The organism is Nitrosomonas communis, assembly GCF_900114745.1.
GTDB lineage: Bacteria > Pseudomonadota > Gammaproteobacteria > Burkholderiales > Nitrosomonadaceae > Nitrosomonas > Nitrosomonas communis_A.
The window spans coordinates 54,798-79,147 of record NZ_FOUB01000012.1 but is presented as its reverse complement, the minus strand read 5'-3'; the positions used below and the strand labels follow the sequence as shown (position 1 = coordinate 79,147).

Genomic DNA, 24,350 nt, shown 5'->3' with positions numbered 1-24,350 from the left:
TGACCAGGCATTGAATCTTTTATAGATAGAATTCCAGCAGCCGAACACCCTGGGCAGATCGCGCCACGGACAGCCAACCCGCATTCGATACAGTAGGCCTTCTACCGTCATGCGCAGATTGCGCTTGTTATAAATCGATTCTTGAAGCAGAATCTTCTCCAGCTTCGACCAGTACTCATCATTGAGCATCATTCGGGGCATCGCAAACTCGTTTTGTTGGTGGTGTAGGAACCCCAATATTACGAGTTTGTTTCTATCTATGAAATACTTATCTTAAAACGTCAACAGACCCTAGTGGATCATTTTAATCGGTGTGCTTGGAGCGCTGATTTGTCTCCTAAACCAATAATAACGCCTTTTATCTTGACAGAGTTATTGCTTATATCTGTAACCCTCTCGTTTCCTGGTTGTTAATCAAAAAATTTTCTCAAACTTTGAGAACGGTGTTGGTTATGCTCCTACCACTCGGTGCACTTTTTGCCTTGGTTTTGACCGTATACCATTGTTTGAGAAGGAAATTATGCGCTTGCTTGAATGTGCCCTAAATTACTTTGCAACCATTAAAAAAACAATATTTTCCATGGCTGCAGACAATGTTAGGAGCCGATCTGCAGGCCGATGTAGCCGTGCTCAGACAAGCCTTGGCAGAGCACTGAAAGCGCGTGCTGAAGGTATTGCTGCTAAAATATTGTCTTCACTAAACATTAGCCGCATAGCGATATTAGATTCTTAATGCATTCATTGCTTGCACCCATTGTGTTATTTTACCTGCTCCGTGATAAAAATTCTTTGAGTTCCCAGATCAATGAATGGATCCCGACAATCTGACGAAAGCAGCTGTATCCGCTTATGTATGAGACTGACCGTGTGCTGTCAGAACTCTGACGTGGTCAGATTGCCGTCATTATACTGATGAGCGATTTTTAAGTGATGGGTTTATGGATGATTGGGCTAGAATTTGCTGTACTAATTCGGCTCTTGGTAGGAATTCCGGTGTTTGTACTTTATCTGGGTATAATCCTAGGCTTGCCACTTGCGACATTTGCCGCGGTGATGCAATTTCAGGAATGGAGCAGCGTGATCAATTTGCATAAGCAATATCTAGATACGGTATGCTCTTGATTAATTCTATTGTTTTTTAATCTCGCAATGATTGGTTCTAATTGATATTTGTTTGATTTTCCAGAGATTACCCTTATATTAATGGTTATCTGATTGAGGGAAATTTTTCATGGTTACCGTCCGTTTCCCTGCTGTATCAGGGCTATTTTATCCAGCCGATTCGCAACAACTGGTTGAGCATATCGAGCAATTATTGAGTACTGCCCAACCACATAAATCAATACCTAAAGCATTGATTGTGCCGCATGCTGGCTATATCTATTCGGGTGCGATTGCGGCGTCGGCGTATGTCACGCTTTGCTCCTTTGCTGAGTGTATTCGGCGTGTCATCTTGCTAGGCCCTGCGCACCGTGTTGCAGTACGTGGTTTAGTATTACCGAATGTCGATGCTTTTACCTCACCATTAGGTCGAATGATGATTGATACAGCCGCTATCACCAACATCATACATTTGCCCCAGGTGACGGTCAGTCCGCAAGCGCATGTGTTGGAGCATTCATTGGAAGTGCAATTGCCATTTCTGCAAAGTACCTTAACAGATTTCTCGATTGTACCTTTGGTGGTCGGGATGGCCTCGGCTGAGGAGGTGGCTGAAGTATTGGACTGTTTGTGGGGAAGTGAAGAAACCTTGATTATTGTGAGCTCCGATCTTTCGCACTATCAACCCTATGCTATAGCGCAACGTGAAGATAGTAAGACTGTTTCCTCTATTCTTCAATTAAACTAATCCGTCGATCATGAGCATGCCTGTGGTGCGATACCCATTAATGGCCTGATGCTGGCTGCACGCAAACATCACTTGACTCCGCATTTACTGGATTTGCGCAACTCGGGTGATACCGCAGGCCCGCGCGAGCAGGTAGTGGGTTATGGTGCATTTGTTTTTACATTGCCCTATTCATCTCTTGGGAACACTAATTATGCTGCCTGATCAAGGAAAAGAGCTATTATCGATTGGATGGGCTGCGATTGCTCGTGCTTTGAATATTTCGTATCGGTCGGAGAGCGATGAGCGTGCGCCTTGGCTGCAAGAGTTGGGTGCGTGTTTTGTTACGCTGATGCAGGATAGGAAGTTGCGTGGTTATATTGGCTCACTTGAGGCGCAACGATCATTATTAATGGATGTCAAAAGTAATGCGGTGTTTGCTGCTTTACATGATTCGCGCCTTGTCCCTTTGCGTACCGCTGAGTTTGATGATACCCATATTGAAATTTCGTTGCTGTCATCGAGGCTGGCAATGGTAGTGCAGGAGTAGTGCAGGACGAAGCGGATGCGCTGGCGCAGCTGCGGCCAGGTATAGACGGCATCGTGTTTGAATATGGTTGCTATCGCAGTACATTTCTACCCCAGGTATGGCAAGAGCTTTCACAGCCTCATCAGTTTTTTCGCTATGTTGAAGCGGAAGGCAGGGTTACCTGCAGATTTTTGGGCAGGAGGAATCAAGCTGTCGCGTTATACCATAACCAAATGGCATGAAGTTGAAGATATGGAGGAATACCTAAATGGATGAACCGATTAGCAGTGCAGAACGATATCCTGCTAAATATTGGCATTGGTTGAATGATGGACGTATCCAATGTGGCTTATGTCCACGTGATTGTAAATTGCATGAAGGACAGCGCGGGGCCTGCTTCGTGCGTGGTCGACTAGATGATGAAATGGTGCTGACGACCTATGGTCGTTCTTCGGGTTTTTGTGTCGATCCTATTGAAAAAAAGCCGCTGAATCATTTTTATCCGGGCAGTAGTGTACTGTCATTTGGCACTGCAGGGTGCAATCTTGCCTGCAAATTTTGTCAGAACTGGGATATCTCCAAATCACGTAGTTTCGACAAGCTTGCTGATCAGGCAAGCCCAGAAGCTATTGCGCAAACTGCTGAACGTTTAGGTTGTAAAAGTGTTGCTTTTACTTATAACGACCCGGTCATTTTTGCAGAATATGCCATGGATGTGGCCGATGCATGTCATGAGCGAAGTATTAAGACCGTAGCAGTTACTGCCGGGTATATTCATGCTGAGCCTCGACGCGATTTCTTCGCTAAAATGGATGCTGCTAATGTCGATCTGAAAGCATTTACAGAGGAATTTTATGTCAAGCAAACTGGCTCTCGCTTGCAGCCGGTGCTTCAGACACTGAAATACCTCAAGCATGAAACGCAGGTATGGCTTGAGCTAACCACATTATTAATCCCCGGACTTAATGATTCTACAGAAGAGTTGCAGGCCCTGTGTGAATGGGTGGCGAGAGAACTTGGTGTGGAGGTGCCGATACACTTCACGGCGTTTCATCCGGATTACAAAATGACTGAAATATCCAGTACTCCAGTGCGTACGCTTATTCGGGCGCGTAACATTGCCCACATGGCAGGACTCAAGTACGTTTATACGGGAAATGTGCATAATGAAGAGGGAGATATCACCTTTTGCCCATCATGTAGTGTACCCTTGATTGAGCGTGATTGGTATGAAATCGCCCAGTATCGTCTCACTTCTCACGGGCATTGTCCTGATTGCGACACTGCTATTGTAGGACGTTTTGGTGAATATGCTGAGACATTTGGCAGACGGCGCATTCCAGTTACTATAGGAGGTTAGTATGAGTGAAGTATTGATTCAGGATGGCGCTGTCCAGCTAAATGGTGAATTAGTGCTGCCATCTTCTGCAGCAGGTATAGTGTTATTTGCGCATGGCAGTGGTAGTAGTCGCTTTAGTCCCCGTAATACCTATGTAGCCAAAGTGCTACAGGATCATGGTGTAGGCACGCTATTATTTGATCTGCTGACACAAGAAGAAGATCGGGATTATGCAACACGCTTTGATATCGAATTACTCACACGACGTTTGCTTGCTGCAACATCATGGTTGAAAGATGAACCGGAGACGCACTCATTGCAAGTAGCATATTTTGGTGCCAGCACAGGCGCTGCCGCTGCACTGCAAGCAGCCGCAAAATTGGGGAATAAAATTATTGCTGTCGTGTCGCGCGGTGGGCGCCCTGATCTCGCTGGTGAACAAGCCTTAAGACAAGTTAATGCTCCTACCTTGTTACTTGTTGGTGGAGCAGATTACGGCGTGATTGAATTAAATCAACAAGCCTATTCATTATTGAATTGCGAAAAGCAGCTTACCTTGATTTCAGGAGCAACCCATTTATTTGAGGAACCTGGGACGCTGGAACAGGTTGCACGCCATGCAGCAGACTGGTTTGTCCAGCATTTCAATATTCAGAAATAATTACTCGTCGTTTTTTCTTAATAGCGCAATCACCTCCTCATCACTAACTTGGGGAAATGACTGGTAAAATTGTCCTACTGAGTAAAACAGTTCTGGTGCCTCAAGGCAAACCATCTCATCAGCATAAGGTGTAACTTTAGTCAAAGTATCAGGTGGTGCAACGGGTACTGCGCATATCAATTTTTGAGGATGTTTAGCGCGTATGGCATGTAGAGCAGCAATCATAGTGGAGCCGGTTGCCAAACCATCATCTACTATGATGACAATACGTCCTTCTGGATCAAGAGGTGGACGAATTGGTGTGTAATTATTGCGCCGTTCACGCATGATTTCGAGTTGGGTGGTTTTTTCCTGCTCAATATAAGCTGGATCGCTGATCACTTGATGGGCATATTCTGCCAGGTATGTCCAACCTGTTTCATCTATTGAGCCAATTGCAAATTCCGGGTTGTCGGGGGCACGTAATTTACGCACGAGCACAACATCCATGTCACCATTTAGCATATCGGCTATAATTTTCGCCATTGGTACTGCGCCACGTGGAATCGCTAAGACCAATGGATGTTGGTCATGATACGGATTCAGTTGCTTTGCCAATAAGATAGCTGCTTCTTTACGATCACGAAACATTTCTTTTTCCTCCTTTCTGGCTGTTACTCAAATCATCCGCTTAAATGGATAGTGTAATCGGTTTTATGGCGGCAGTCTGGTTAATCATTTAAAAGAGAGGTAGGATATGAGACTTGAGAATGCAAAATCCATAGTTTTGATCGCTCAAAAAGTAATATGATCTAAATTGAACTTTGTGCCTTATTAAATTAAGTCATAACACTTATATTTCATATTCATTAAAGGAGGCATGTGCTATGAGTCATTCTAATAAAAGTTTTTCTACAATCCCCCCTGGCTTCCAGAAGGTAGCTCGACACGATAAGCTTTACCAAGAGAGAGTGCATGATGCTTATAAAGCCAGAGGTAAGTTACATGAACCAACTGTCTGTCCGGAATGTAATGCAGTTTTTCATGAGGGACGCTGGCAGTGGTTATCTGCGCCAGCAAACGCACATCAAGAAATGTGCTCTGCTTGCCATCGTATTCATGATCACTATCCGGCGGGTTTCTTAACTCTGGAAGGACCTTTTTTTTTAGCGCATCGCGATGAAATCATGCAGCTAGTGCATCATGAGGAAAAGTACCAGCGTGCAGAACATCCCCTTAAGCGCATCATGGAGATTGAAGAAAAACCTGATTCCACATTAATTACTACTACAGATATTCATCTTGCTCGCGGGATGGGCGAAAAGATCCACGATTCCTATCAGGGCGAGCTCGAGTTTCATTATAATCCGCAAGAAAACTTGCTGCGAGTGAATTGGTCACGTTCATAGTATCATTGTTCATAAAACAATGATTAATGTATTTTTTAAATGATGAAGTGGAAGGGTAATTATGCTGGAATCATTAAAAGAAGCAGGAAAAAACATCGGTCGTGAATTTGGGCGCGCATGGGAAAATCTCTCTGATGGTTGGCGCGAATTGCTTACTCGGAGTGGAGAAGCGCTAACCCATTTTGGCCGTAGTAAAAATGAAGTGACTACGGAAGGTGAAAGTCAGCTATCCGTTTTTCCACGATGGGGTTTGCTAGCAGGAGAATTGGAGGAAACAGATAAGGAGATCGTTGTGCGCGTGGAAGCACCTGGTATTGAGAAGGAAGATTGGCAAATTACCATTGATGGGAACAAGCTCTATTTAAGCGGAGAAAAACGCTTCGAAAGGGTTACCCATGATAGTACTTACCATATTATGGAACGTGCTTATGGATCCTTTCAGCGATCGATCCCATTGCCACACAATGTGGATATTGATAAAGCAGAAGCTAATTACAAGAATGGTGTATTGACTATACGTTTGCCAAAAGTTGGCAACTGTAAGTCTAGAATGGTTCGTTTATCCTGAAGTAGGTATTGATGATTGTGCCGATAGGTAAATGATGCAGGATTGTTCTTGAAATGGTTCCAGCATGCATGCATCCATGAAACAACTATTACTCGATATTTCGTCACCACGGCCTCCCACACTGGAGAACTTTATTCCAGGGCATAATTTTGAGCTGCTGCAAACGCTTAAAAATACTTTGATAAATCAAAGCTTGGAGCGTTTTATTTACGTATGGGGTAATTCTGGATGTGGTAAAAGCCATTTGTTGCAGGCGGTAGCTGAGGCATTTGTTCAACAACAGCTTAAAGCAATTTATGTTTCATGCGAAATTAATAGTGAGTTTGCGTTTGATGCAGCTTCTCTTCGTTGTATGGCGATTGATAATGTAGAGCGATTGGGGGCAGCTGCACAAATCAGATTATTTAACTTTTATAACCAAGTGCGAGAGGAGGGAGATGCATTGTTTTTGGTAAGTGGTGAAGTCTCCCCTGCACGGCTGTCTTTACGGCAAGATTTAGTTACGCGTCTTGCCTGGGGATTGGTTTATCAGGTACATGAATTAAACGATGAGGAAAAGAGAGAAGCTATGAAGAATCATGCAATCAGTTGCGGATTTGAGCTGCCTTATGAGATTTGTGATTATTTGCTGCAGCATGAGCAGCGCAATTTACCTGCTCTGATCAGAGTAGTTGATGCATTGGACCGCTATTCTCTTACTAAACAGCGCCCAATAACACTTCCTTTATTGCGTGAATTATTACAGGTTGCCTTATGAAGTTGGCTTTATTTGATCTAGATAATACGCTACTTGCTGGAGATAGTGATTTTCAATGGGCGCAATTTCTAATTGAACAGAAAGTGCTTGATCGTGAAGTGTATGAAGCGCGCAACATCGAATTTTATGAGCAATATAAAGCAGGTACACTCGATATTCATGAATTTCTCGATTTTCAGCTAAAGCCATTAGCACGTCACCCACGAGAGCAGCTTGATGCATGGCGCAGTGAATTTATTCAAAAAAAAATCATACCATTGATTGCGCCTGGTGCGCATGATCTGGTTGCTAAGCATAAACTTGAACGTAATTTATGCATCATCATAACAGCAACCAACAGTTTTGTAACTGCACCAATTGCGCGGATATTGGGCATTGATCACCTAATTGCAACTGAGCCAGAACAAAAAGAAAGTCAATTCACAGGCCGAGTATCAGGAATACCCTCCTTCAGAGAAGGAAAAATCACGCGATTGGAGCAATGGTTGGATAAGCATAATCTTACTTGGCTCTCTTTTCTGGAAAGCTGGTTTTACAGTGATTCTCTGAATGATTTGCCACTTCTGAAGAAAGTGACGCACCCTGTTGCCGTTGATCCTGATGCTACCCTTGAGGGGTATGCACAGCGGAATGGGTGGCCAATTATTAGCTTGCGGTAGTTTTTGTAGGAAAGGAAAAATTTTCTTCGTTGGCTTATGTTGAGATGAGTTTATTGGATAAATTTTAGCTCTAAAAAAACATCTCATAAGTGTGATATTCTTCAAATTAACCCATTTTACTCAGTTGAAGCTCATTAAATCGTTCAAGAATCATATAGCTTAAGGCAGTCAGGTGAGATTTTAATAAAAAAATCAAAATGAAACGAAAGTGTTGCTATGCTTGGCTTCCTGCTTATTTGCAGTAGCTAATTCCATTTCTAAATCAAAAATGGCACGAAGGCAAGCCGCAGACAGTATAAATAATACGGCAAGGTGAAGCCGACAAAGTTAGTTTTGATTTAGAAATGGAATAAGGAGCAGTTACCGTTTCTAGCCTGAAACCAAGGCTAGCATTGGATTCCATCGGTTGCCAAATAAATCTCAATTGAGGAATCTAGGGTGAATCCTATGGCAAACTCCTTGCCATTCCCAAATGTTACTGTGTGATATTTGTGCTGGTGGGGAGGTGGCAGATTATTGATCCTTTCTGTTGCTCCTTCAGCATGTCTGACTGGTAGTCGGCCCGCCAAGGAATCGCGCGATTTCCGCTCTGCCACAGTAACCAGTACCCGCTGATGGTGCTTGGCGATCAAGGTATCGCTTTCCCAATCACCTATACGCGCGCTTTGGTCAACCAACTTGAGTCGATCATCGATGCTGGCCTGGTTGCGAATTGTGCCATACCGCTCTCTCCCGTTTGCATGGCACTTGTGCCGCGGTTTCTGACGGCGCATAGGTTGCCACAAATTATCCCCAATTTGTCTGCATAGAGGGACTATTCGCTATCTTCCCTTGGTTTGAACCTGCTTCTTCTGCTTTCCGTAATCTCAATCTGATAGCGCTACTCTCGGGTGAGCTGCTGACAATGCTTCATCTGTGCTCTCTTATTTGACCGTTCAAAAAGCTCAGATACTATCGCAGCTTGCCTCTTGTTAACCTTATAAAAATCACTTCGAACTTGAATTCGCCTGTTCTTATCGAAACGAAACTTCATCTATTCATTTGAAGAAATGATGGATGGTACGAAATTTTTCATAAGATTTTGAGATTATCCATTTCACATAATCTGCTGACAAACTTCACTGCTGCATCAAGATTTGCGTTTGCTCTGTTGCTTAGCGTAGCGCCAAGCTCAAAATGGTAGCCTCGAATCCGAAGTAAAAAAGTTTGTGGTGCAGCCTGTCTATACACTTCCTGATACACGTGTAATAAGGTCGATGGAGTCATGGCATGTGTCGAGTAGCTCCTGTCTTTTTCTGCTACTACTTTGGAATAAATAAATGGTTCCGCGCATGATAGATCTGCATCGATAAATAATGCCTGATAACATCTGGCCACGTCCATTACATGCTCAATCTGGAGCTGCATATCACTTTGGCATTCGACATGGCTAAATCCCAATAATGAAATATGATCAATAAGATTAGGACCAAGTGCGTCATCGCCACGACCTGGGTTACCATAGCCAAATAACAGCAGTCTGGGCATGAGTAATGTCAAGTATACTATTTAGAGAAGTACCGGAAAAAATTCAGGACTGGCTAGTTTTTTATGGATATTTGTCGTTAACTATCTGATATGTCGTGTCATAATTAGCCTGAGTGATTTTTAACGGCTTGGGTGCATATGAGAAAGAGTATTGCTGTACTCAATATTCAATTAATTTATTTTTACTCTTAAAGCAATATCCTATTTTTGCTTCTGACGATATTTAATGTCAGAACAGTGCCTCTTCTTACGTTGAAGAGTAGATTGTATCCAAATGCATTATTGCCTGCCTATTTGTTATTTCTTAATATTGTTTTATAAGTATGAAGCGGAATTGGCAGAAATTATGGCAGTGAATACTTTAAAATCTGATACTGCCGGTTTACAAGATTCCCAGTTTATTTGTTTTATCAAATATTGTTTCTGGATCAAATTAAAGATGATTCTGGATTTCGCCTAATTTTTTTTTGAAAAAGAATAGTTCTATTGATACGGTTAAGATCAGCTTGAAATTACTGCTCATTGTAACGTTAATTATGCATCAAGTTTAAATTTTTGATCATAAAATTTAAATTAGAAATTAGAGTCTTATAGATTGGCTTAATAATAAGACTGTTGCTATAAAACAACACATAATTAATATAACCTTGACAGGGAAATCACCCTTACTATAAGCTCCTTCGTCAGCGAATATGAGACAGTTGTATTTAATAAGCAACGAAAAATAGAAGCGTATGGATGATTATCTAACGCATTGATAAGAATGTCTTTGGGGATTATTGCGTTAATATAGTTTTAGAATAAGATGACCAGCACCATTACTTCGAGGGGAAGATCTTGAGTTCGACAATAATTACGCTGGGGGATCCGCTAATGCAAGAATCTGATACTCAGCCTTCAAGCAAATTGTCAATGGCAGCGACACCTACAGCTAACACGCTGCCTCAACGATTAGCAGATTTTGATACGTTGACGGATGCGCTGGAATATGCAGCAGACGGAGCGACAGGATACAATTTTTATGATGCCAAGGGTGGGGTACGATCGGTACTTTCCTATAGTGCTCTTAAACAACATGCACTTATGGGGGCTCGCCGCCTGTCTAGTCTTGGATTGGCACGTGGAGATCGTGTAGCACTAATTGCTGATACGACACCTGAGTTTATTGAGTTGTTTTTTGCGTGTCGTTATGCAGGTCTTGTTCCTTTTGCCATGCCAATACCGGTTAATCTTGGTAGTCATGCGATATATGTTCGACAATTGCGCGGTATGCTTGAAAGTAGCCAGGCAAGTGTTGCAATAGCTAATCTTGATTTTGTTGGTTTTCTTGAAGAAGCTGCTGAAGGTTTAAATGCTGATCATTTACAATGGGTCGGAACACCAAGTCAACTTGAGTTGCTTCCAGAGATAGAAGTGGTTTTTCAACCCAATTCCCCTGAAGAAACTGCTTATTTACAATTTACCTCAGGTAGTACACGAATGCCTCGGGGTGTTGTTATAACAGAACAGGCCTTAATGTGTAATCTTCGTGGAATCGTACGTAACGGATTAGAAGTGCGCGCAAGTGATCGTTGTGCTTCTTGGCTTCCGTTTTATCATGACATGGGGTTGGTAGGCCTCGTATTATCGCCAATGGCTGCGCAGTTATCGGTGGATTATCTGGCAACACGAGATTTTGCAATTAGACCCTTACAATGGTTGAAATTGATTAGTCGTAACCGATGTACTATTGCTTTTAGTCAGCCGTTTGGCCTCAAACTTTGTGCATTAAGAGTTCGTGAGTCTGATTTGAAGGAGCTTGATCTAAGCTGTTGGCGTGCAGCGGGTATCGGAGCTGAAATGATTCGACCAGATATTTTAAGAAATTTTGCAGATAAATTTTCTGCAGCAGGTTTTGATGAGCGTGCTTTTTTACCTTGCTATGGCTTGGCAGAATCTACTCTTGCGGTATCTTTTTCGAAGATTAACCAGGGTGTAATGAGTATACAGGTTGATACCAAAACGTTAGTAGAAAAGAAAATGGCAGTTCGGGTACAAGCAGAAGGTAGAAAATTTAATGAGTTTGTCAATTGTGGCAGACCACTTCCTGAACATACAGTTAAGATTGTTGATGATAATGGAGAAGAATTACCTCAGATGATGGTTGGAAGTGTGTTAGTCCGGGGAGATAGCGTTATGACCGGATACTTTAATAACCATGAAGAAACCAATAAAGCACTAAAACCAGGAAAATGGCTTGATACAGGTGATATTGGCTTTACTCTTGAAGGTGATTTGTACATTACGGGACGTCGTACTGATGTCATTATTGTTAACGGCCGAAATATTCGTGCTCAAGATATAGAAGAACTTGCTGAACAACAACCTGAAGTAAGATCACGCGAAGCATCAGCTTTTGGAATTAGTGGATCTGATGATACAACAGTCGTCGTATTAGTGGTTGAGTGCCGTTTAACCTCCGTGGAAGAAAGGCAATCACTCATGAGCCGATTACAACAAATGGTTTATATGGCTTTTGGTGTTAACTGCCTTGTTGAATTAGTGCCACCTCATACGCTGCCAAGAACATCATCTGGTAAGCTGTCGCGTTTTGCAGCACGTCAAGGGTTTCTTCAACGTGCAAATATGGCTGATCAGATATCTGTAGTTCAATCTGGAGACAGATAATCGTAAATGTCACAAGTAGTGGCAGTAACGGGCGCCACTGGGTTTATCGGCCGAGCATTGCTTGATACTCTGCTAAAAAGTAAATGGAGAATTCGCGCATTAACTCGGAAGCTACCATCTGTAAAACGAGAAAATCTAGAGTGGGTATATGGAGACTTGGATAACCACGAGTCGCTGAGACGGCTTGTCTCAGGAGCATATGCCGTCATACATTGTGCTGGGGCAGTAAGAGGTAACTCTTTAGAAAGTTTCCTACAGAATAACGTAGTGGGAACAGATAATCTCCTGCGCGCAATTTTGCAACAAAACTTAAGTCCTCGCTTCCTTTTTATATCTTCTCTGGCAGCAAGAGAATCAAAGCTGTCATGGTATGCCACTAGTAAGTTTAAAGCTGAGCAACTAATCAATAATTGTTCAGATAATATGCCATGTACGATCTTTCGTCCTGCAGCTGTATATGGTCCTGGTGATAAAGAACTTCAGCCCCTTTTTAAGGCAACTTGCTACGGTGTGCTACCTTCTATGGGTGATTTAATTAATCATTTCGGATTGTTACATGTTAATGATTTGGTGTCAGCAATTCAATATTGGTTGTGTGCTGATAAACCCATTAAGGGAACTTTTGAGATTGATGATGGCACACCTGGTGGTTATACCTATCGATCGGTGGCTGCGATCGCACAAGATATTTTAGGAAAGCCTGTCAGATGTATTAGATTGCCTGATCTAATACTTCAATTAATTGCTCATGCTAATTTATGGACGTCTCGCTTATTAGGCTATTCGCCAATGCTGACTCCTGGAAAAGTATGTGAGTTACAACATCCAGACTGGGTGTGCGATATAGCGCCTCTGCAGCGAAATTTAGTGAACTGGTATCCTAATTTCCGCCTCTGTGATACATTGCCACAATTGATCAAACTATAGATTTTTTAATTAACCAATGGTAGAAATTAACCAAGAAGACATTCTGGAGTTATTATGTCGACGCTTAGCAAGTTTTGCCAATACAGAACAGGAAATTACACCAGAAACAAATCTTATTACTCAATTGGCGATTGATTCGATAAAATTATTGAATCTTATTATGGAATTAGAAGATAACTTTGATATTTCTATACCGCTAAATGCACTCACAGATGTAGTTACTGTGTATGATCTTGCTAATTTAATTTACAGAATCAAGTCTAATTCAAAATGAATTTACTCGAAAAACTTGATGCAGCAGCCGCGGCTAGGAAAGCTCAATTACCAACTGGATTAAGTGCTTTCGGAATACCCATAGAAGAAATTTATTCTCCAACAGAAGCAAGAATCGGTGAGCGCCGGATTCTGCTTCTTGGCACTAATAACTATCTAGGACTTAGCTTTGCTCCGGAATGTCGAGAAGCGGCACATGAAGCGATAGATAAAGAAGGAACAGGTACGACTGGTTCTCGGATGGCAAACGGAAATTATTCAGGACATCGTGCACTAGAGATGGAGTTTGCCGAATTTTATCAATGCCGATCATGTATTGTTTTTACAACAGGTTATCAAGCAAATCTTGGAACGATCTCTGGATTAATAGGGACAGGGGACGTAGCGCTTATTGATGGTGATTCTCATGCAAGTATTTATGATGGGTGTATTCTAAGCGGAGCGGATATCATTCGCTTTCGGCATAATGATATGGCTGACTTAGAAAAACGTCTTCGTCGATTAGGTGACCGGAGTAAGAATACACTCATTATTGTTGAAGGTATCTATAGTATGCTGGGTGATCAAGCACCTTTAGCTGAAATTGTGAACTTAAAAAATGCTTATAGCAGTACTTTACTCCTTGATGAGGCGCATTCACTTGGCGTTTTAGGTGAAACTGGACAAGGATTAGCTGAAAAAACTAAGCTCAGCAGTGAAGTTGACTTTATTACAGGTACTTTTAGTAAAAGTTTATGTGGTATAGGTGGCTATTGTGTCAGCAATCATCCGCAACTTGATCAGTTGCGCTATGTGAGTCACCCTTATATTTTTACAGCTTCACCTTCGCCAGCTACCATTGCAGCAACACGTGTAGCTTTAAGATTGCTCCGTAACGGTAATAAATTACGTGAACAGCTTTGGAGAAACGCACGGCAACTCTATTCGCACCTTAAAATGGTGGGATATCAAGTTGGTCCAGAACCAGGTCCTGTCGTAGCAACTATATTAGGTAATCCACAGCAGGCATTAGCCTTGTGGAACGGCTTGTTAGAGAATAATATTTACGTCAATTTGATCCTTCCGCCAGCTGCACCTGAAGGTAAATCATTGGTTCGATGCAGTGTAAATGCAGCACACACTTCTGAGCAAATAGAATATGTTTGTCAAACTTTTTCTAAGCTGTATACATCAATTATTCAGTGAAAATTACTTAAATCTAATGAGTATGCTGGCAGTACTATTTACTATTTTCTGGCTGGCTATAAATTAACTCTCTTATTTATGCACGACTGGATTATTCCAAACTGGCCATCGCCTTCAAATGTTAAAGCGATTTTCACTACCCGAAAGGGTGGCGTGAGTAAAAACAGAAATGGTACTTATGCAGAATTAAATTTAGGTGATCATGTGCATGATGATTTTTTATCAGTACAACAAAATCGCGCATTACTACGGCAATATTTGCCGAATAATCCAAGCTGGTTGAAGCAAGTTCATGGGGCAAAGCCAGTATGGGTGGACAAAAATGTAGTAGAGCCTGAAGGTGATGCGGCATTGAGTCGTTGTAGCGGGAAGGTATGTGCAATATTAGTAGCAGACTGTTTACCAATATTTTTATGTGATACCTCAGGTACTATTGTATGTGTTGCCCATGCAGGCTGGCGGGGATTAGCTAATGGAATAATTGAAAACTCTATTTCGGAAATGGCTTGCAAGAGTTCTGAGGTTATTGCGTGGCTGGGTCCTGCAATTGGCCCTAAGCATTTTGAAATCGGAGAAGAAGTGCAGGAAATATTTTTGAAGCAAGATAGCAAATCTAGTTCCGCTTTTACTCCAAGTCAAAGTAGTAAGAAATGGTTCGCTGATTTATTTATATTAGCGCGACAACGATTAACAAATGTTGGGGTTACTAAAATTTATGGCGGCTATGAGTGTACTTTTAGTAACCCATCAAGATTTTATTCTTATCGTCGAGATGGTCAGACGGGCAGAATGGCCGCACTGATTTGGCTAACCGATAAAGATTAAATGATAAAAAGCTACTGGGGGCAAGTATGTAATGAAGCGATCCAGTACTAAGTAATTCCTGAACAAATTCATATGAAGAATGAATGTACTTTTGTGTGCAAGCAACAAACCACTAGAATCACTCTGATTAATATTCTTTAGAAAAAAAATTGTTTTATTCCTTGGATTGAACAGCACTAAACACGAAGTGCCACGCCTTCATCCTCCTTATTTTTCTGTAAAATAACTTATATGTCGACTCTTGTCTGGATCATTTTGACTAGCCTCCTTGGTGGTCTAATGAGTATATTTTTTGCAGCTATATTGACCTTGAATACCCGTAGTTCTTGGGTATCTATGTTAGTTTCATACGCTATTGGAGCATTGTTAGGCGCAGCGTTTTTAAATACTCTCCCTGAGGCTCTAGAGCTTTCTGAGGATCCGAAACAAATCACGATTATCGTTCTGCTCGGCATACTGCTTTTTTTTATCTTGGAGAAACTTGTCTTGTGGCGGCATTGCCATATGGATGAATGTGAAGTGCATGATCCAGAGCATGGCCGTTCTATTTATGAGATCCAAGGTGATCATGGCCGTAGTGGCCTGATGATTACTTTAGGAGACACATTTCATAATTTTGTGGATGGTATCCTAATTGCTGCAGCCTTTATGGTTGATGTTCAGCTTGGTATCGTGACTGCTATTGCAATTTTTGCCCATGAAGTCCCACAAGAGGCTGGTGATTTCATTATTTTACTCAATTCTGGTTACAGTCGGACTCAAGCACTTTTACTTAATTTACTGTCAAGTACCGCGGCTGTAATAGGAGGGGTATTAGCCTATTTTATGCTGCAGCAACTCAATCATCTTGTTTTACCGATGCTCGCAATTGCAACAGCATGTATGATTTATGTGGCAATGGCAGATCTGATCCCGAGCTTGCATAAACGGCCTGAAATAGGCGCCACAATCCAACAAGTAGTGCTCATTAGCTTAGGGATTGGCTCTATTTGGCTAGTTGAGACTATGCTCAAGCACAGTCATTAAAAACTAGTCTAATCTAATTCTATTTCTAAATCAAAACAGACTTTGTCGGCTTCACCTTGCCGTATTATTTATACTGTCTGCAGCTCGCCTTCGCGTCATTTTTGATTTGGAAATGGAATAAGATAGCTTACTTTATTGTTTTGTAATATTTAAATAGATCTACCGCGATACCCTTGGGCAATACGGTAGTATAAAAGACGTAAGGGCGTGCCATTCCGAGTCACTATTTTATAGTGTACCGTACTGGGTTGAATAAGCATCCGGTCAATTTCGTTTCCTGATCGATCATGCTCGAGTGTGTGGCGTTTTATGCCTATTAAAATAATAGGTCGGTCAGTAGCCGGGTGTGATGGATACCAGAAATCATACATAGCGCTCTTGTCCCCGAACATATTTCGTGAGCGAATATCAATTTTGCTACTATCTTTAGTGTAAAAAGATAAAGCGCTTGCAATTGACCATTTGTTCATTCCTACTACAATGGGAACTTGTCTATTCTGAGACTGGATTTCTTCAGCTATTTTCTCGATTTCAATAGCTGCTTCTTTCCAAAAATAATGCTCGGCAAGAAATTGGTAGGGTATTCCAGGAATACCTAATACCACATAATGGAGTACAAATGCATAGGCAAGCAAAGAAACAATAATAGTTGGTTGCCATATCGCTCGTAAACGGTTAGAGATTGTATGGAGAGCACTATTTTGTCCTATCATCCACGCGATAGTCGGTAAAATTGCAAGCCACAGCGGGCAAGTCCAATGAAACCGTGGGGTATCAAATGTACTAATTCCCAAAAAAATTATCAGTGGAATGCCCGTAAATACATATATAAATAAATTGCGTCTACGCTCACATTTATCATGCTTGCCCTTGGTGCAAACATGCCATAGTGCATGCAAAGCAGCATACAAGCCTATCGGAGTTAGAATAATTGCGGCATATAAGATAAGGTAATGAACGGAGAATACATGACCACCTCCTCCAAGCCGTTCTGTTTGAAATAAGAAAGAGACCCAGTCGTTTTGGAAATTCCAAATAATAACGGGAGAAAACAGCAAGAGGGCAAGGAATACTGAGAAATAAGGATGAGGCCGAAGCAGCCAGCGTCGCGCAGTTGGATCTAAGATAACAAAAGTTAGAGCAGCTATACCTAATAATCCAATCGTATATTTAGATAATAGGCCCAGGCCGAAAGCGATTCCCATGCCTAACCAAGCTATCTTTCGATCAGCTATAAGTGCGCGCTCCATGTAGTATAAAGTAGCAGCCCACGAGGCAATCAAAGGTGCATCAGGTGTCATAACTAAGCCAGAAGCAAAGCCGAATGGCAGCACAGATAACAGCATGATTGCACGCATCCCTGTGGATTTATCATATAAATTACGTGCAAATGCATATAAGTAGCCCATTGTTATCAAACCACAGATAAAGGCTCCAATTCTCACACCAAATTCATTTTGACCTGCTATTGTGGTACCCAGCCAGATTAACCAGGCAACCATTGGGGGATGATCGAAGAAACTCAAGTCCATGTGCTGACTATATTGCCAATAATAAGCCTCATCGGGAATGAGTTGAGCAAGACCAAGGTATACTAGGCGCAGTAAAATAACAAAAAGTACAATTCCAACTGCGGCCACTTGCCATCGTACATTTAACGGTGGGCAATTTTTATTTTCTGGAAAAACATAAAAAGCTGAGCCAAGATAATTAATTATGGCCGTTGCTGCAATTGCTGGGAATATTGCTAATTCGGCTGATAAATGCCAAGTATAGACAAGCAATGCAAGCACACCGCCACGTAAGAGCAGTGCTAACAATCCCACAGTTAAGAAGCGGCCAAATTGATGCCAATTAAGGCTGCCTTCTAAGTGTGACTGAAACGACCATTTAGAATTAAGTATATAATTTATAGTAACTGCTGCTAAAAAGCTTGTGATATGTGCCAATGCGAGCCCAAAGCTCCAATTTATCATCCATTGGAATACCAAAACATCAACAAAAACACCCACAAATCCAACAATTGCGAAACGGCTAGCTGTACCGATAGAGGCTGTACCGCCCGCCAATGTGATGAGTCGTTGGAGATAAATCAGATGATGTGAAAGAGATAATTTTGATGTGCCATATGCTCGGTCATGAAAGGAGATAGGGATCTCTATAATTCTAAGATTTCCTTGGCCTGACATTAACAATTCAAGAAGAATTTTGTATCCGCGGGCCTTTTCTGCAATATTTGCTATAAGCTCACGACGAAATGCAAAAAAACCTGAAGTCGCATCGCTGACATCACAAATAGGACGTGCAAGTAAGCCCCCTATACGCGATAACCATTGACGATATAAAGGCCAACCATGAGTGCTTCCACCCGAAACATATCGACTACCTACAGCAACATCATATTTACCGGCCAATACTGGTGCAACAATAGCTGGAACTTGCTCGGGTAAATGGCTCAAATCTGCATCCATTACAACGATAATATCACTTTTGGCAATAGATACACCTGCCAGAATTGAAGCTGTTAGATCGGGCTTCTCTTGCCTCTCAATAAGATGAATATTTTTGTTATGTGCTTCCCATTCACGTATTTTAGTTTGAGTTCCGTCCTTTGATCCATCATCAACAAAAATGACTTCAAAGCTTCCTGGTAACAAATCAAGAGCAAATAAACGTGATAACAGTAAACTCACATTTTCTGATTCATTAAGAGTTGGAATGACAATAGAGAATTGCATTATTTTACTTTATAAGAAAGCATAAATTCAGAAGGGTGAAGTGTTATAGCTTCTACTGTTTCTGGTATTTATGCACAGCACGGTTATGGTCTTTCAGATTAGTTGAAAAATGCGATTCACCATTTCCCTTCGCAACAAAATAGAGCGCATCAGTTTCTGCTGGATTAAAAGCTGCCTGAATTGAGGCTAATCCCGGCATGGCAATAGGTGAAGGAGGAAGTCCGGACCGTATATAAGTATTATATTCTTGGTCAGTAAGCAAGTCCTGTTTACGCAAATTTCCATCAAAATCTTGACCTATCCCGTAAATAACAGTCGGATCAACTTGGAGTTTCATACCTAAGCGTAGTCGATTAATTAAAACACCCGCGATCATGCTACGATCACTTTTCTTACCAGTTTCTTTTTCAATGATTGAAGCCAGGATCAATCCTTCATATTCTGACTTTAATGGAAGAGATTCTTTCCGAGAAGACCAAGCTATTTTTAGGTAATTTTGCATTGTATGATAGGCACGTTTTAGTATGCTGACATCACTGCTATTTTTTGGAAAGAAATAGGTATCCGGAAAAAATAAACCTTCTGCTTTTAATTCAGAAGCGCCAATTAGCTGTAGAATCTCTTGTTCACTAAGATTAAGTGTATGGTGCCGAATCGCTGGATGTTCATCTAAAGCTTTCCTAAGCTCAGAAAATGTCCAGCCTTCGATGAACCGAATTTCATTTTGCCTTATATCCCCTTTAACAAGATATTCCAGTAATTGCAAAGGGGAAACATCTTCAATAAGTACATATTCACCCGCTTTTATCGATGATTCATAACCAAGCATCTTTGATAGCAAGATAAAAGACCAGGTATTGGGGAGTAGATGATCTGCAACTAATTGATCGGAAATGCTCTTTAGATTCCCGCCTGATTCAATCGTAAATTCATATGGGGTAAAGGGCAATTTGGTTGCAGTATTCACAAGGTGATAAATCCAACCAATAAAAAAAATGATCCCAATGAAAATGGATAAAAAAAGTAACTTCAGTTTCCGAGATAGGCGTTTTAGCACCCACATACGCCAGATAGGTAGCTAAATTTTTCGGAATACCAAAGTTCCGTTAGTTCCCCCGAACCCAAAGGAGTTTGATATGGCTAAATTTATTTTCATATTTCTGGCAGTATTGGGGACATAATCCAAGTCGCATTCCGGGTCAGGCTCAAATAGATTAATAGTAGGGGATACGACTTGATGATAGAGTGTAAGCACTGAAAATATTGCCTCTACTCCTCCGGCGGCACCCAACAAATGTCCAGTCATCGATTTGGTAGAATTGATGACAAGTTTCTTTGCATGATCACCAAAACATCGTTTGACCGCAATCGTTTCTGCTATATCGCCTAGAGGAGTTGATGTACCATGAGCATTGATATAATCAACCTCATCGTTATTAACGCCTGCGTTCTTAAGCGCATTTGACATACACCGAGCGGCTCCTTCGCCATCTTCGCACGGGGCGGTCATGTGATGAGCGTCCGCACTCATACCGAACCCAATAAGTTCCGCGTATATTTTTGCGCCACGTCGCTTAGCATGCTCCATTTCTTCTAAAACCAAAATGCCAGCACCTTCACTTAAAATAAAGCCATCTCTACCTTTATCCCAAGGGCGACTGGCTGAAACTGGATCATCATTACGAGATGACAGTGCCCGAGCTGAAGAAAATCCTCCAATCGCAAGAGGCGTCACGCATGACTCTGCACCACCGCAAACCATAATATCTGCATCACCATATTCAATCATGCGCGCGGAGCTGCCAATCGTATGAGTAGAAGTCGTGCAGGCAGTAACAATCGCTAGATTAGGCCCTTTATATCCGAACATGATAGATAAATTGCCAGATATCATGTTGATAATAGTACTAGGTATGAAAAATGGAGAGATTTTCCGGGGGCCACCTGCATGATAAGCAGAATCAGTATCTTCAATCATTGGCAAACCACCGATTCCAGAACCAATATTAATGCCTATGCGTTCTGGATCAAGTCCCGCTAAATCTTCTATAGCCGCATCTTTTATTGCTTGGATTGATGCTGCCATACCGTAATGAATAAAAATATCCATTCGCCGTGCATCCTTGGCTGATATGTACTGTGTAATATCGAAGTTCTTAACTTCGCCAGCAATTTGTGAAGAAAAAGGGGATGCATCAAAACGAGTTATTTTAGTAATACCAGATTTTCCGGCAACAATGTTCTGCCAGGTATCAGAAACATTATTTCCAACAGGTGAAACAATACCCAGTCCTGTAACGACTATCCTGCGTTTGGACAAAAAATACTCCAGTAGATAAAAAAAGAAAAATTAGTGAGATGTATGTTGATTAACGTAGTCAATTGCTTCTTGAACAGTATTGATTTTTTCAGCTTGCTCATCAGGAATTTCACATTCAAATTCCTCTTCCAATGCCATAACAAGTTCTACGGTATCAAGCGAATCTGCACCTAAGTCATTCACAAAGGAGGATTCATTTTTGACATCTGCCTCATTTACACCCAATTGTTCAGCTACAATTTTTTTGATGCGTTGCTCTATATCTGTATTTTCCATCTATGAACCCTTCCTTTCTACGTGAGAAAAACTAAACAATTTTAACAAATTTCCTATACTAACAAAACCAACACCTTTACTGCATTTGGGTTATTTTAAAAGCTATTTATTAATAAAATCATTTGAGATAAAGATTAATACCGTAATTTGAAAAGATTTTTCCCAAAAATTTTTAATTTCAATTAATCCATATACATTCCACCATTCACGTGTAAAGTCGTGCCTGTAATGTAACTTGCTGCTGGAGAAGCTAGAAAGACTACTGCTGATGCTATATCTATCGGATGCCCCAATCTTCCCAATGGGATATGCTTGATTAGATTTTGCTGCTGCTCAGCAGTAAGAGATCGCGTCATATCAGTATCGATAAATCCAGGGGCAATACAATTAATTGTGATATTTCGACTTCCTACCTCACGCGCAAGCGATTTACTAAAACCGATCATACCAGCTTTGGCTGCGGCATAATTTGTTTGTCCAGGATTACCTGTTACTCCGACTACAGACGAAATATTAATAATACGTCCTGCACGTGCTTTCATCATGGAGCGCAAAACAGCACGGCTTAGAAAGAATACCGATTTGAGATTGGTCTCCATAATTTCATCCCATTCTTCATCTTTCATTCTAGCCAATAAATTGTCGCGAGTGATGCCTGCATTATTGACCAATATGCTAATCTCACCAAATGTTTCGCGTATAATTTCAATGGCATTATTAATCTGTGCAATATCGTTGACATTCATTGCCAAGCCCAATCCTTTTATTTGGGCTTCTTTTAGATATTGATTGATGATTTCTGCGCCATTCTGAGTGGTAGCCGTCCCTATTACAATAGCGCCATGCTTACCTAATTCAGAAGCGATAGCTTGGCCAATTCCTCGACTGGCGCCAGTCACTAAGGCCACTTGGGTGCTTAACATTATTTCTCCGTTTAGGAATATATTGGATGCCATTTATTTCAATATATCTATTGTTTGTCTGAGAGCATTACTATCTGTCAATGATAAGCTTTTTAATTTTCCATCGATACGCTTAGTCAAGCCAGTTAATACCTTGCCTGGCCCACATTCGACAACATGATCTACGCCTGCTGATGCAAAAGCGCGAATGGTTTCTGTCCATCGCACCGGACTATAGAGTTGCTTTGCCAATATTTCTCTGATAGAAGCGGCATCATGATGTTGTTGAACATCCACATTGTGCATAATTGGAATGGTGGGTGACTCAAACGAGATTTTCTCAAGTAATTGACGCATCTTCTCAGCCGCTGGCCTCATGAGTGAGCAATGCGATGGAATGCTCATTGGTAATAATATGGCTAATTTTGCTCCTTTTGCTTTGGATAGCTCCATTGCATATTGGACCGCATTTTTGTGGCCTGCGATCACGACTTGGCTAGGTGAATTGAAATTAGCGGGCTCTAGGGACATTCCGTCACAACTGCTCATAATTTCAACACAAATTGCTCGCACCTCATCATCATCTAATCCCACTATCGCTGCCATAACGCCCACCCCTTCTGGAACGCACTCTTGCATGATTTTTGCGCGATAGCTAACCAGATTTAATGCATCAGAGAAAGCTAAAGCTCCTGATATGACGAGTGCTGTATATTCTGCTAAGCTGTGACCCGCTAAGTAATTCGGTTTCTTCCCTCCCAGGTTTTCCCATGCACGATAAACTGCAATCCCAGCTGTAAGCATGGCCGGCTGTGTATTGACTGTTAAGTTGAGATCTTCAACTGGTCCTTGATTAACCAATGACCACAAATCTTTTTTTAAGATATCGCCGGCTTCAGAAAATGTTTCATGCACCAATGGTAGATCTGCATAACCTTTCATCATGCCGACTGATTGTGAACCCTGCCCAGGGAAAACGAATGCAATTTTCATATATCACCAGCGTAGTAGTACTGAACCCCAAGTGAAACCACCGCCTACCCCTTCTAGTAAGACGCAATGATCAGATTTAATGCGTCCATCACGCGCAGCAATATCTAAAGCTAACGGTACAGAAGCGGCAGATGTGTTACCGTGCTGATCAACAGTAATAACCACCTTTTCCATTGGGATTTCAAGTTTCTGGGCGGTGGATTTTATAATCCGGATATTAGCTTGATGAGGAATTAACCAATCAATATCCGATACTTGTAAATTATTAGCTGTGATGGCCTCAGATACAGCTTCTTCTAGAACCTTAACTGCAAATTTGAACACGGTATTACCTTCCATAGTAATGAAGGGCGATCCTTGTATTTTACCCCCACAGATATTTCCTGGTGCAGCCAGCACTTTGTTATAACTTCCTTTTGCATGCAAATGGCTTGAGAGTATTCCAGGTTGACTACTTTGCGTCAACACGACAGCGCCAGCGCCATCGCCAAACAAAACACAAGTGGTACGGTCAGTCCAGTCAAGAATACGTGAATAAACTTCGGTTCCTACAACCAATGCATTCCGGCACTTGCCAGAACTTACAAACATATCGGCCGTAGCTAGCGCGTAAATAAAACCACTGCATACCGCTTGTACATCAAATGCAGGACCACCACTAATACCCAGTTTATCCTGCAAGATACAAGCCGTACTTGGAAAAATCATATCCGGGGTTGTCGTAGCCAGAATGATCAGATCAATGTCTTGAGCTTGAATGCCAGCTGCACTTATGGCTCTGCGGCTTGCTTCAAGTGCGAGATCACTGGCCATTTGGCCATCAGCTGCAATATGGCGTTGAATAATACCCGTGCGAGTACGTATCCATTCATCACTGGTATCTACCATGCGTTCGAGGTCATGATTAGTCAAAATTTTTTCAGGCAAATAACTACCTGTTCCAATGATTTTTGAATACATGT

Annotated in this window: 25 protein-coding genes and 1 pseudogene; 15 read left to right on the top strand and 11 right to left on the bottom strand. The window is 41.6% G+C overall.

The window, feature by feature from the left end:
- On the bottom strand, nucleotides 1–201 hold a 201-nt coding region (locus tag BM122_RS06910), incomplete at its 3' end, for a transposase (RefSeq protein ID WP_143083342.1).
- Nucleotides 202–1,231: 1,030 nt separating this feature from the next.
- On the opposite strand from BM122_RS06910, the pseudogene amrB reads away from it, so the two are divergent.
- The 5 genes and pseudogenes from amrB (at nucleotide 1,232) to BM122_RS06880 (ending at nucleotide 4,357) form a co-directional block, all read left to right on the top strand.
- Nucleotides 1,232–2,053, top strand: a pseudogene (gene amrB, locus BM122_RS06895) (AmmeMemoRadiSam system protein B).
- Nucleotides 2,043–2,378 (top strand): AMMECR1 domain-containing protein, encoded by a 336-nt coding sequence (locus BM122_RS24940; protein WP_256211934.1) that lies wholly within the window; start codon nucleotides 2,043–2,045, stop codon nucleotides 2,376–2,378. The pseudogene amrB and the gene BM122_RS24940 overlap by 11 nt, the downstream one beginning before the upstream one ends.
- The gene (locus BM122_RS24935; protein ID WP_256211933.1) at nucleotides 2,378–2,599 is read left to right on the top strand and encodes an AMMECR1 domain-containing protein; all 222 of its coding nucleotides are present in this window, start codon (nucleotides 2,378–2,380) and stop codon (nucleotides 2,597–2,599) included. Before BM122_RS24940 ends, BM122_RS24935 begins: the two co-directional genes overlap by 1 nt.
- A gap of 26 nt (nucleotides 2,600–2,625) precedes the next feature.
- A complete protein-coding gene (gene amrS, locus BM122_RS06885; protein ID WP_074904644.1) occupies nucleotides 2,626–3,717 on the top strand; it encodes an AmmeMemoRadiSam system radical SAM enzyme in 1,092 nt (363 codons plus the stop codon).
- A gap of 1 nt (nucleotide 3,718) precedes the next feature.
- On the top strand, nucleotides 3,719–4,357 hold the full coding sequence (locus BM122_RS06880) for a dienelactone hydrolase family protein (protein ID WP_074904642.1): 639 nt from the start codon (nucleotides 3,719–3,721) through the stop codon (nucleotides 4,355–4,357).
- Here the strand turns inward: BM122_RS06880 and BM122_RS06875 are convergent, their stop codons facing one another.
- Complete coding sequence (locus tag BM122_RS06875) at nucleotides 4,358–4,987, bottom strand: phosphoribosyltransferase (protein WP_074904641.1); 630 nt, start codon at nucleotides 4,985–4,987, stop codon at nucleotides 4,358–4,360.
- A 236-nt stretch (nucleotides 4,988–5,223) separates the two neighbouring features.
- On the opposite strand from BM122_RS06875, the gene BM122_RS06870 reads away from it, so the two are divergent.
- The 4 genes from BM122_RS06870 to BM122_RS06855 all read left to right on the top strand — a co-directional run bounded on the left by BM122_RS06870 (nucleotide 5,224) and on the right by BM122_RS06855 (nucleotide 7,729).
- On the top strand, nucleotides 5,224–5,745 hold the full coding sequence (locus BM122_RS06870) for a BCAM0308 family protein (protein ID WP_074904639.1): 522 nt from the start codon (nucleotides 5,224–5,226) through the stop codon (nucleotides 5,743–5,745).
- Nucleotides 5,746–5,806: 61 nt separating this feature from the next.
- Entirely contained in the window at nucleotides 5,807–6,313 is a 507-nt protein-coding gene (locus BM122_RS06865; RefSeq protein WP_074904637.1) for an Hsp20/alpha crystallin family protein, read from the top strand.
- Between the two features lie 76 nt (nucleotides 6,314–6,389).
- Complete coding sequence (gene hda / locus BM122_RS06860) at nucleotides 6,390–7,070, top strand: DnaA regulatory inactivator Hda (protein WP_074904659.1); 681 nt, start codon at nucleotides 6,390–6,392, stop codon at nucleotides 7,068–7,070.
- A complete protein-coding gene (locus tag BM122_RS06855) occupies nucleotides 7,067–7,729 on the top strand; it encodes a histidinol-phosphatase (RefSeq protein WP_074904636.1) in 663 nt (220 codons plus the stop codon). Before hda ends, BM122_RS06855 begins: the two co-directional genes overlap by 4 nt.
- Nucleotides 7,730–8,115: 386 nt before the next feature.
- On the opposite strand, the gene BM122_RS06850 is transcribed toward BM122_RS06855, so the two are convergent.
- Nucleotides 8,116–8,514 carry an IS30 family transposase gene (locus tag BM122_RS06850; protein WP_256211932.1) on the bottom strand — a complete coding sequence of 133 codons (399 nt, stop codon included), beginning with the start codon at nucleotides 8,512–8,514 and terminating at the stop codon, nucleotides 8,116–8,118.
- Nucleotides 8,515–8,800: 286 nt separating this feature from the next.
- Nucleotides 8,801–9,256, bottom strand: coding sequence for a hydrogenase maturation protease (locus BM122_RS06845; RefSeq protein ID WP_074904632.1), 456 nt, complete (start codon nucleotides 9,254–9,256; stop codon nucleotides 8,801–8,803).
- 837 nt (nucleotides 9,257–10,093) lie between these two features.
- Between BM122_RS06845 and BM122_RS06835 the strand changes: the two genes are divergently transcribed.
- The 6 genes from BM122_RS06835 (at nucleotide 10,094) to BM122_RS06810 (ending at nucleotide 16,159) form a co-directional block, all read left to right on the top strand.
- A complete protein-coding gene (locus BM122_RS06835) occupies nucleotides 10,094–11,923 on the top strand; it encodes a fatty acyl-AMP ligase (RefSeq protein WP_074904628.1) in 1,830 nt (609 codons plus the stop codon).
- A gap of 6 nt (nucleotides 11,924–11,929) precedes the next feature.
- Nucleotides 11,930–12,850: an NAD-dependent epimerase/dehydratase family protein gene (locus tag BM122_RS06830; protein ID WP_074904626.1), complete on the top strand. Its 921-nt coding sequence runs from the start codon at nucleotides 11,930–11,932 to the stop codon at nucleotides 12,848–12,850.
- A gap of 16 nt (nucleotides 12,851–12,866) precedes the next feature.
- The gene (locus tag BM122_RS06825) at nucleotides 12,867–13,124 is read left to right on the top strand and encodes an acyl carrier protein (RefSeq protein ID WP_074904625.1); all 258 of its coding nucleotides are present in this window, start codon (nucleotides 12,867–12,869) and stop codon (nucleotides 13,122–13,124) included.
- On the top strand, nucleotides 13,121–14,308 hold the full coding sequence (spt, locus tag BM122_RS06820; RefSeq protein ID WP_083398370.1) for a serine palmitoyltransferase: 1,188 nt from the start codon (nucleotides 13,121–13,123) through the stop codon (nucleotides 14,306–14,308). Before BM122_RS06825 ends, spt begins: the two co-directional genes overlap by 4 nt.
- A 78-nt stretch (nucleotides 14,309–14,386) precedes the next feature.
- The gene (gene pgeF, locus BM122_RS06815) at nucleotides 14,387–15,133 is read left to right on the top strand and encodes a peptidoglycan editing factor PgeF (protein ID WP_074904623.1); all 747 of its coding nucleotides are present in this window, start codon (nucleotides 14,387–14,389) and stop codon (nucleotides 15,131–15,133) included.
- A gap of 231 nt (nucleotides 15,134–15,364) precedes the next feature.
- Nucleotides 15,365–16,159, top strand: coding sequence for a ZIP family metal transporter (locus tag BM122_RS06810; protein WP_074904621.1), 795 nt, complete (start codon nucleotides 15,365–15,367; stop codon nucleotides 16,157–16,159).
- A gap of 149 nt (nucleotides 16,160–16,308) precedes the next feature.
- Here the strand turns inward: BM122_RS06810 and BM122_RS06805 are convergent, their stop codons facing one another.
- From BM122_RS06805 to BM122_RS06775, 7 genes are all read right to left on the bottom strand, one after another.
- Nucleotides 16,309–18,897, bottom strand: a complete 2,589-nt coding sequence (locus tag BM122_RS06805; RefSeq protein WP_083398369.1) for a glycosyltransferase family 39 protein — start codon at nucleotides 18,895–18,897, stop codon at nucleotides 16,309–16,311.
- A gap of 52 nt (nucleotides 18,898–18,949) precedes the next feature.
- A complete protein-coding gene (gene mltG / locus BM122_RS06800; RefSeq protein ID WP_074904617.1) occupies nucleotides 18,950–19,960 on the bottom strand; it encodes an endolytic transglycosylase MltG in 1,011 nt (336 codons plus the stop codon).
- Between the two features lie 15 nt (nucleotides 19,961–19,975).
- Nucleotides 19,976–21,217 carry a beta-ketoacyl-ACP synthase II gene (fabF, locus tag BM122_RS06795; RefSeq protein ID WP_074904615.1) on the bottom strand — a complete coding sequence of 414 codons (1,242 nt, stop codon included), beginning with the start codon at nucleotides 21,215–21,217 and terminating at the stop codon, nucleotides 19,976–19,978.
- A gap of 30 nt (nucleotides 21,218–21,247) precedes the next feature.
- Nucleotides 21,248–21,493, bottom strand: coding sequence for an acyl carrier protein (gene acpP, locus BM122_RS06790; RefSeq protein WP_046849580.1), 246 nt, complete (start codon nucleotides 21,491–21,493; stop codon nucleotides 21,248–21,250).
- A gap of 182 nt (nucleotides 21,494–21,675) precedes the next feature.
- Complete coding sequence (fabG, locus tag BM122_RS06785; RefSeq protein WP_177198066.1) at nucleotides 21,676–22,416, bottom strand: 3-oxoacyl-ACP reductase FabG; 741 nt, start codon at nucleotides 22,414–22,416, stop codon at nucleotides 21,676–21,678.
- 33 nt (nucleotides 22,417–22,449) lie between these two features.
- The gene (gene fabD, locus BM122_RS06780) at nucleotides 22,450–23,388 is read right to left on the bottom strand and encodes an ACP S-malonyltransferase (RefSeq protein WP_074904614.1); all 939 of its coding nucleotides are present in this window, start codon (nucleotides 23,386–23,388) and stop codon (nucleotides 22,450–22,452) included.
- A 3-nt stretch (nucleotides 23,389–23,391) separates the two neighbouring features.
- Nucleotides 23,392–24,348 (bottom strand): beta-ketoacyl-ACP synthase III, encoded by a 957-nt coding sequence (locus BM122_RS06775; protein WP_074904613.1) that lies wholly within the window; start codon nucleotides 24,346–24,348, stop codon nucleotides 23,392–23,394.
- Nucleotides 24,349–24,350: the final 2 nt, after the last annotated feature.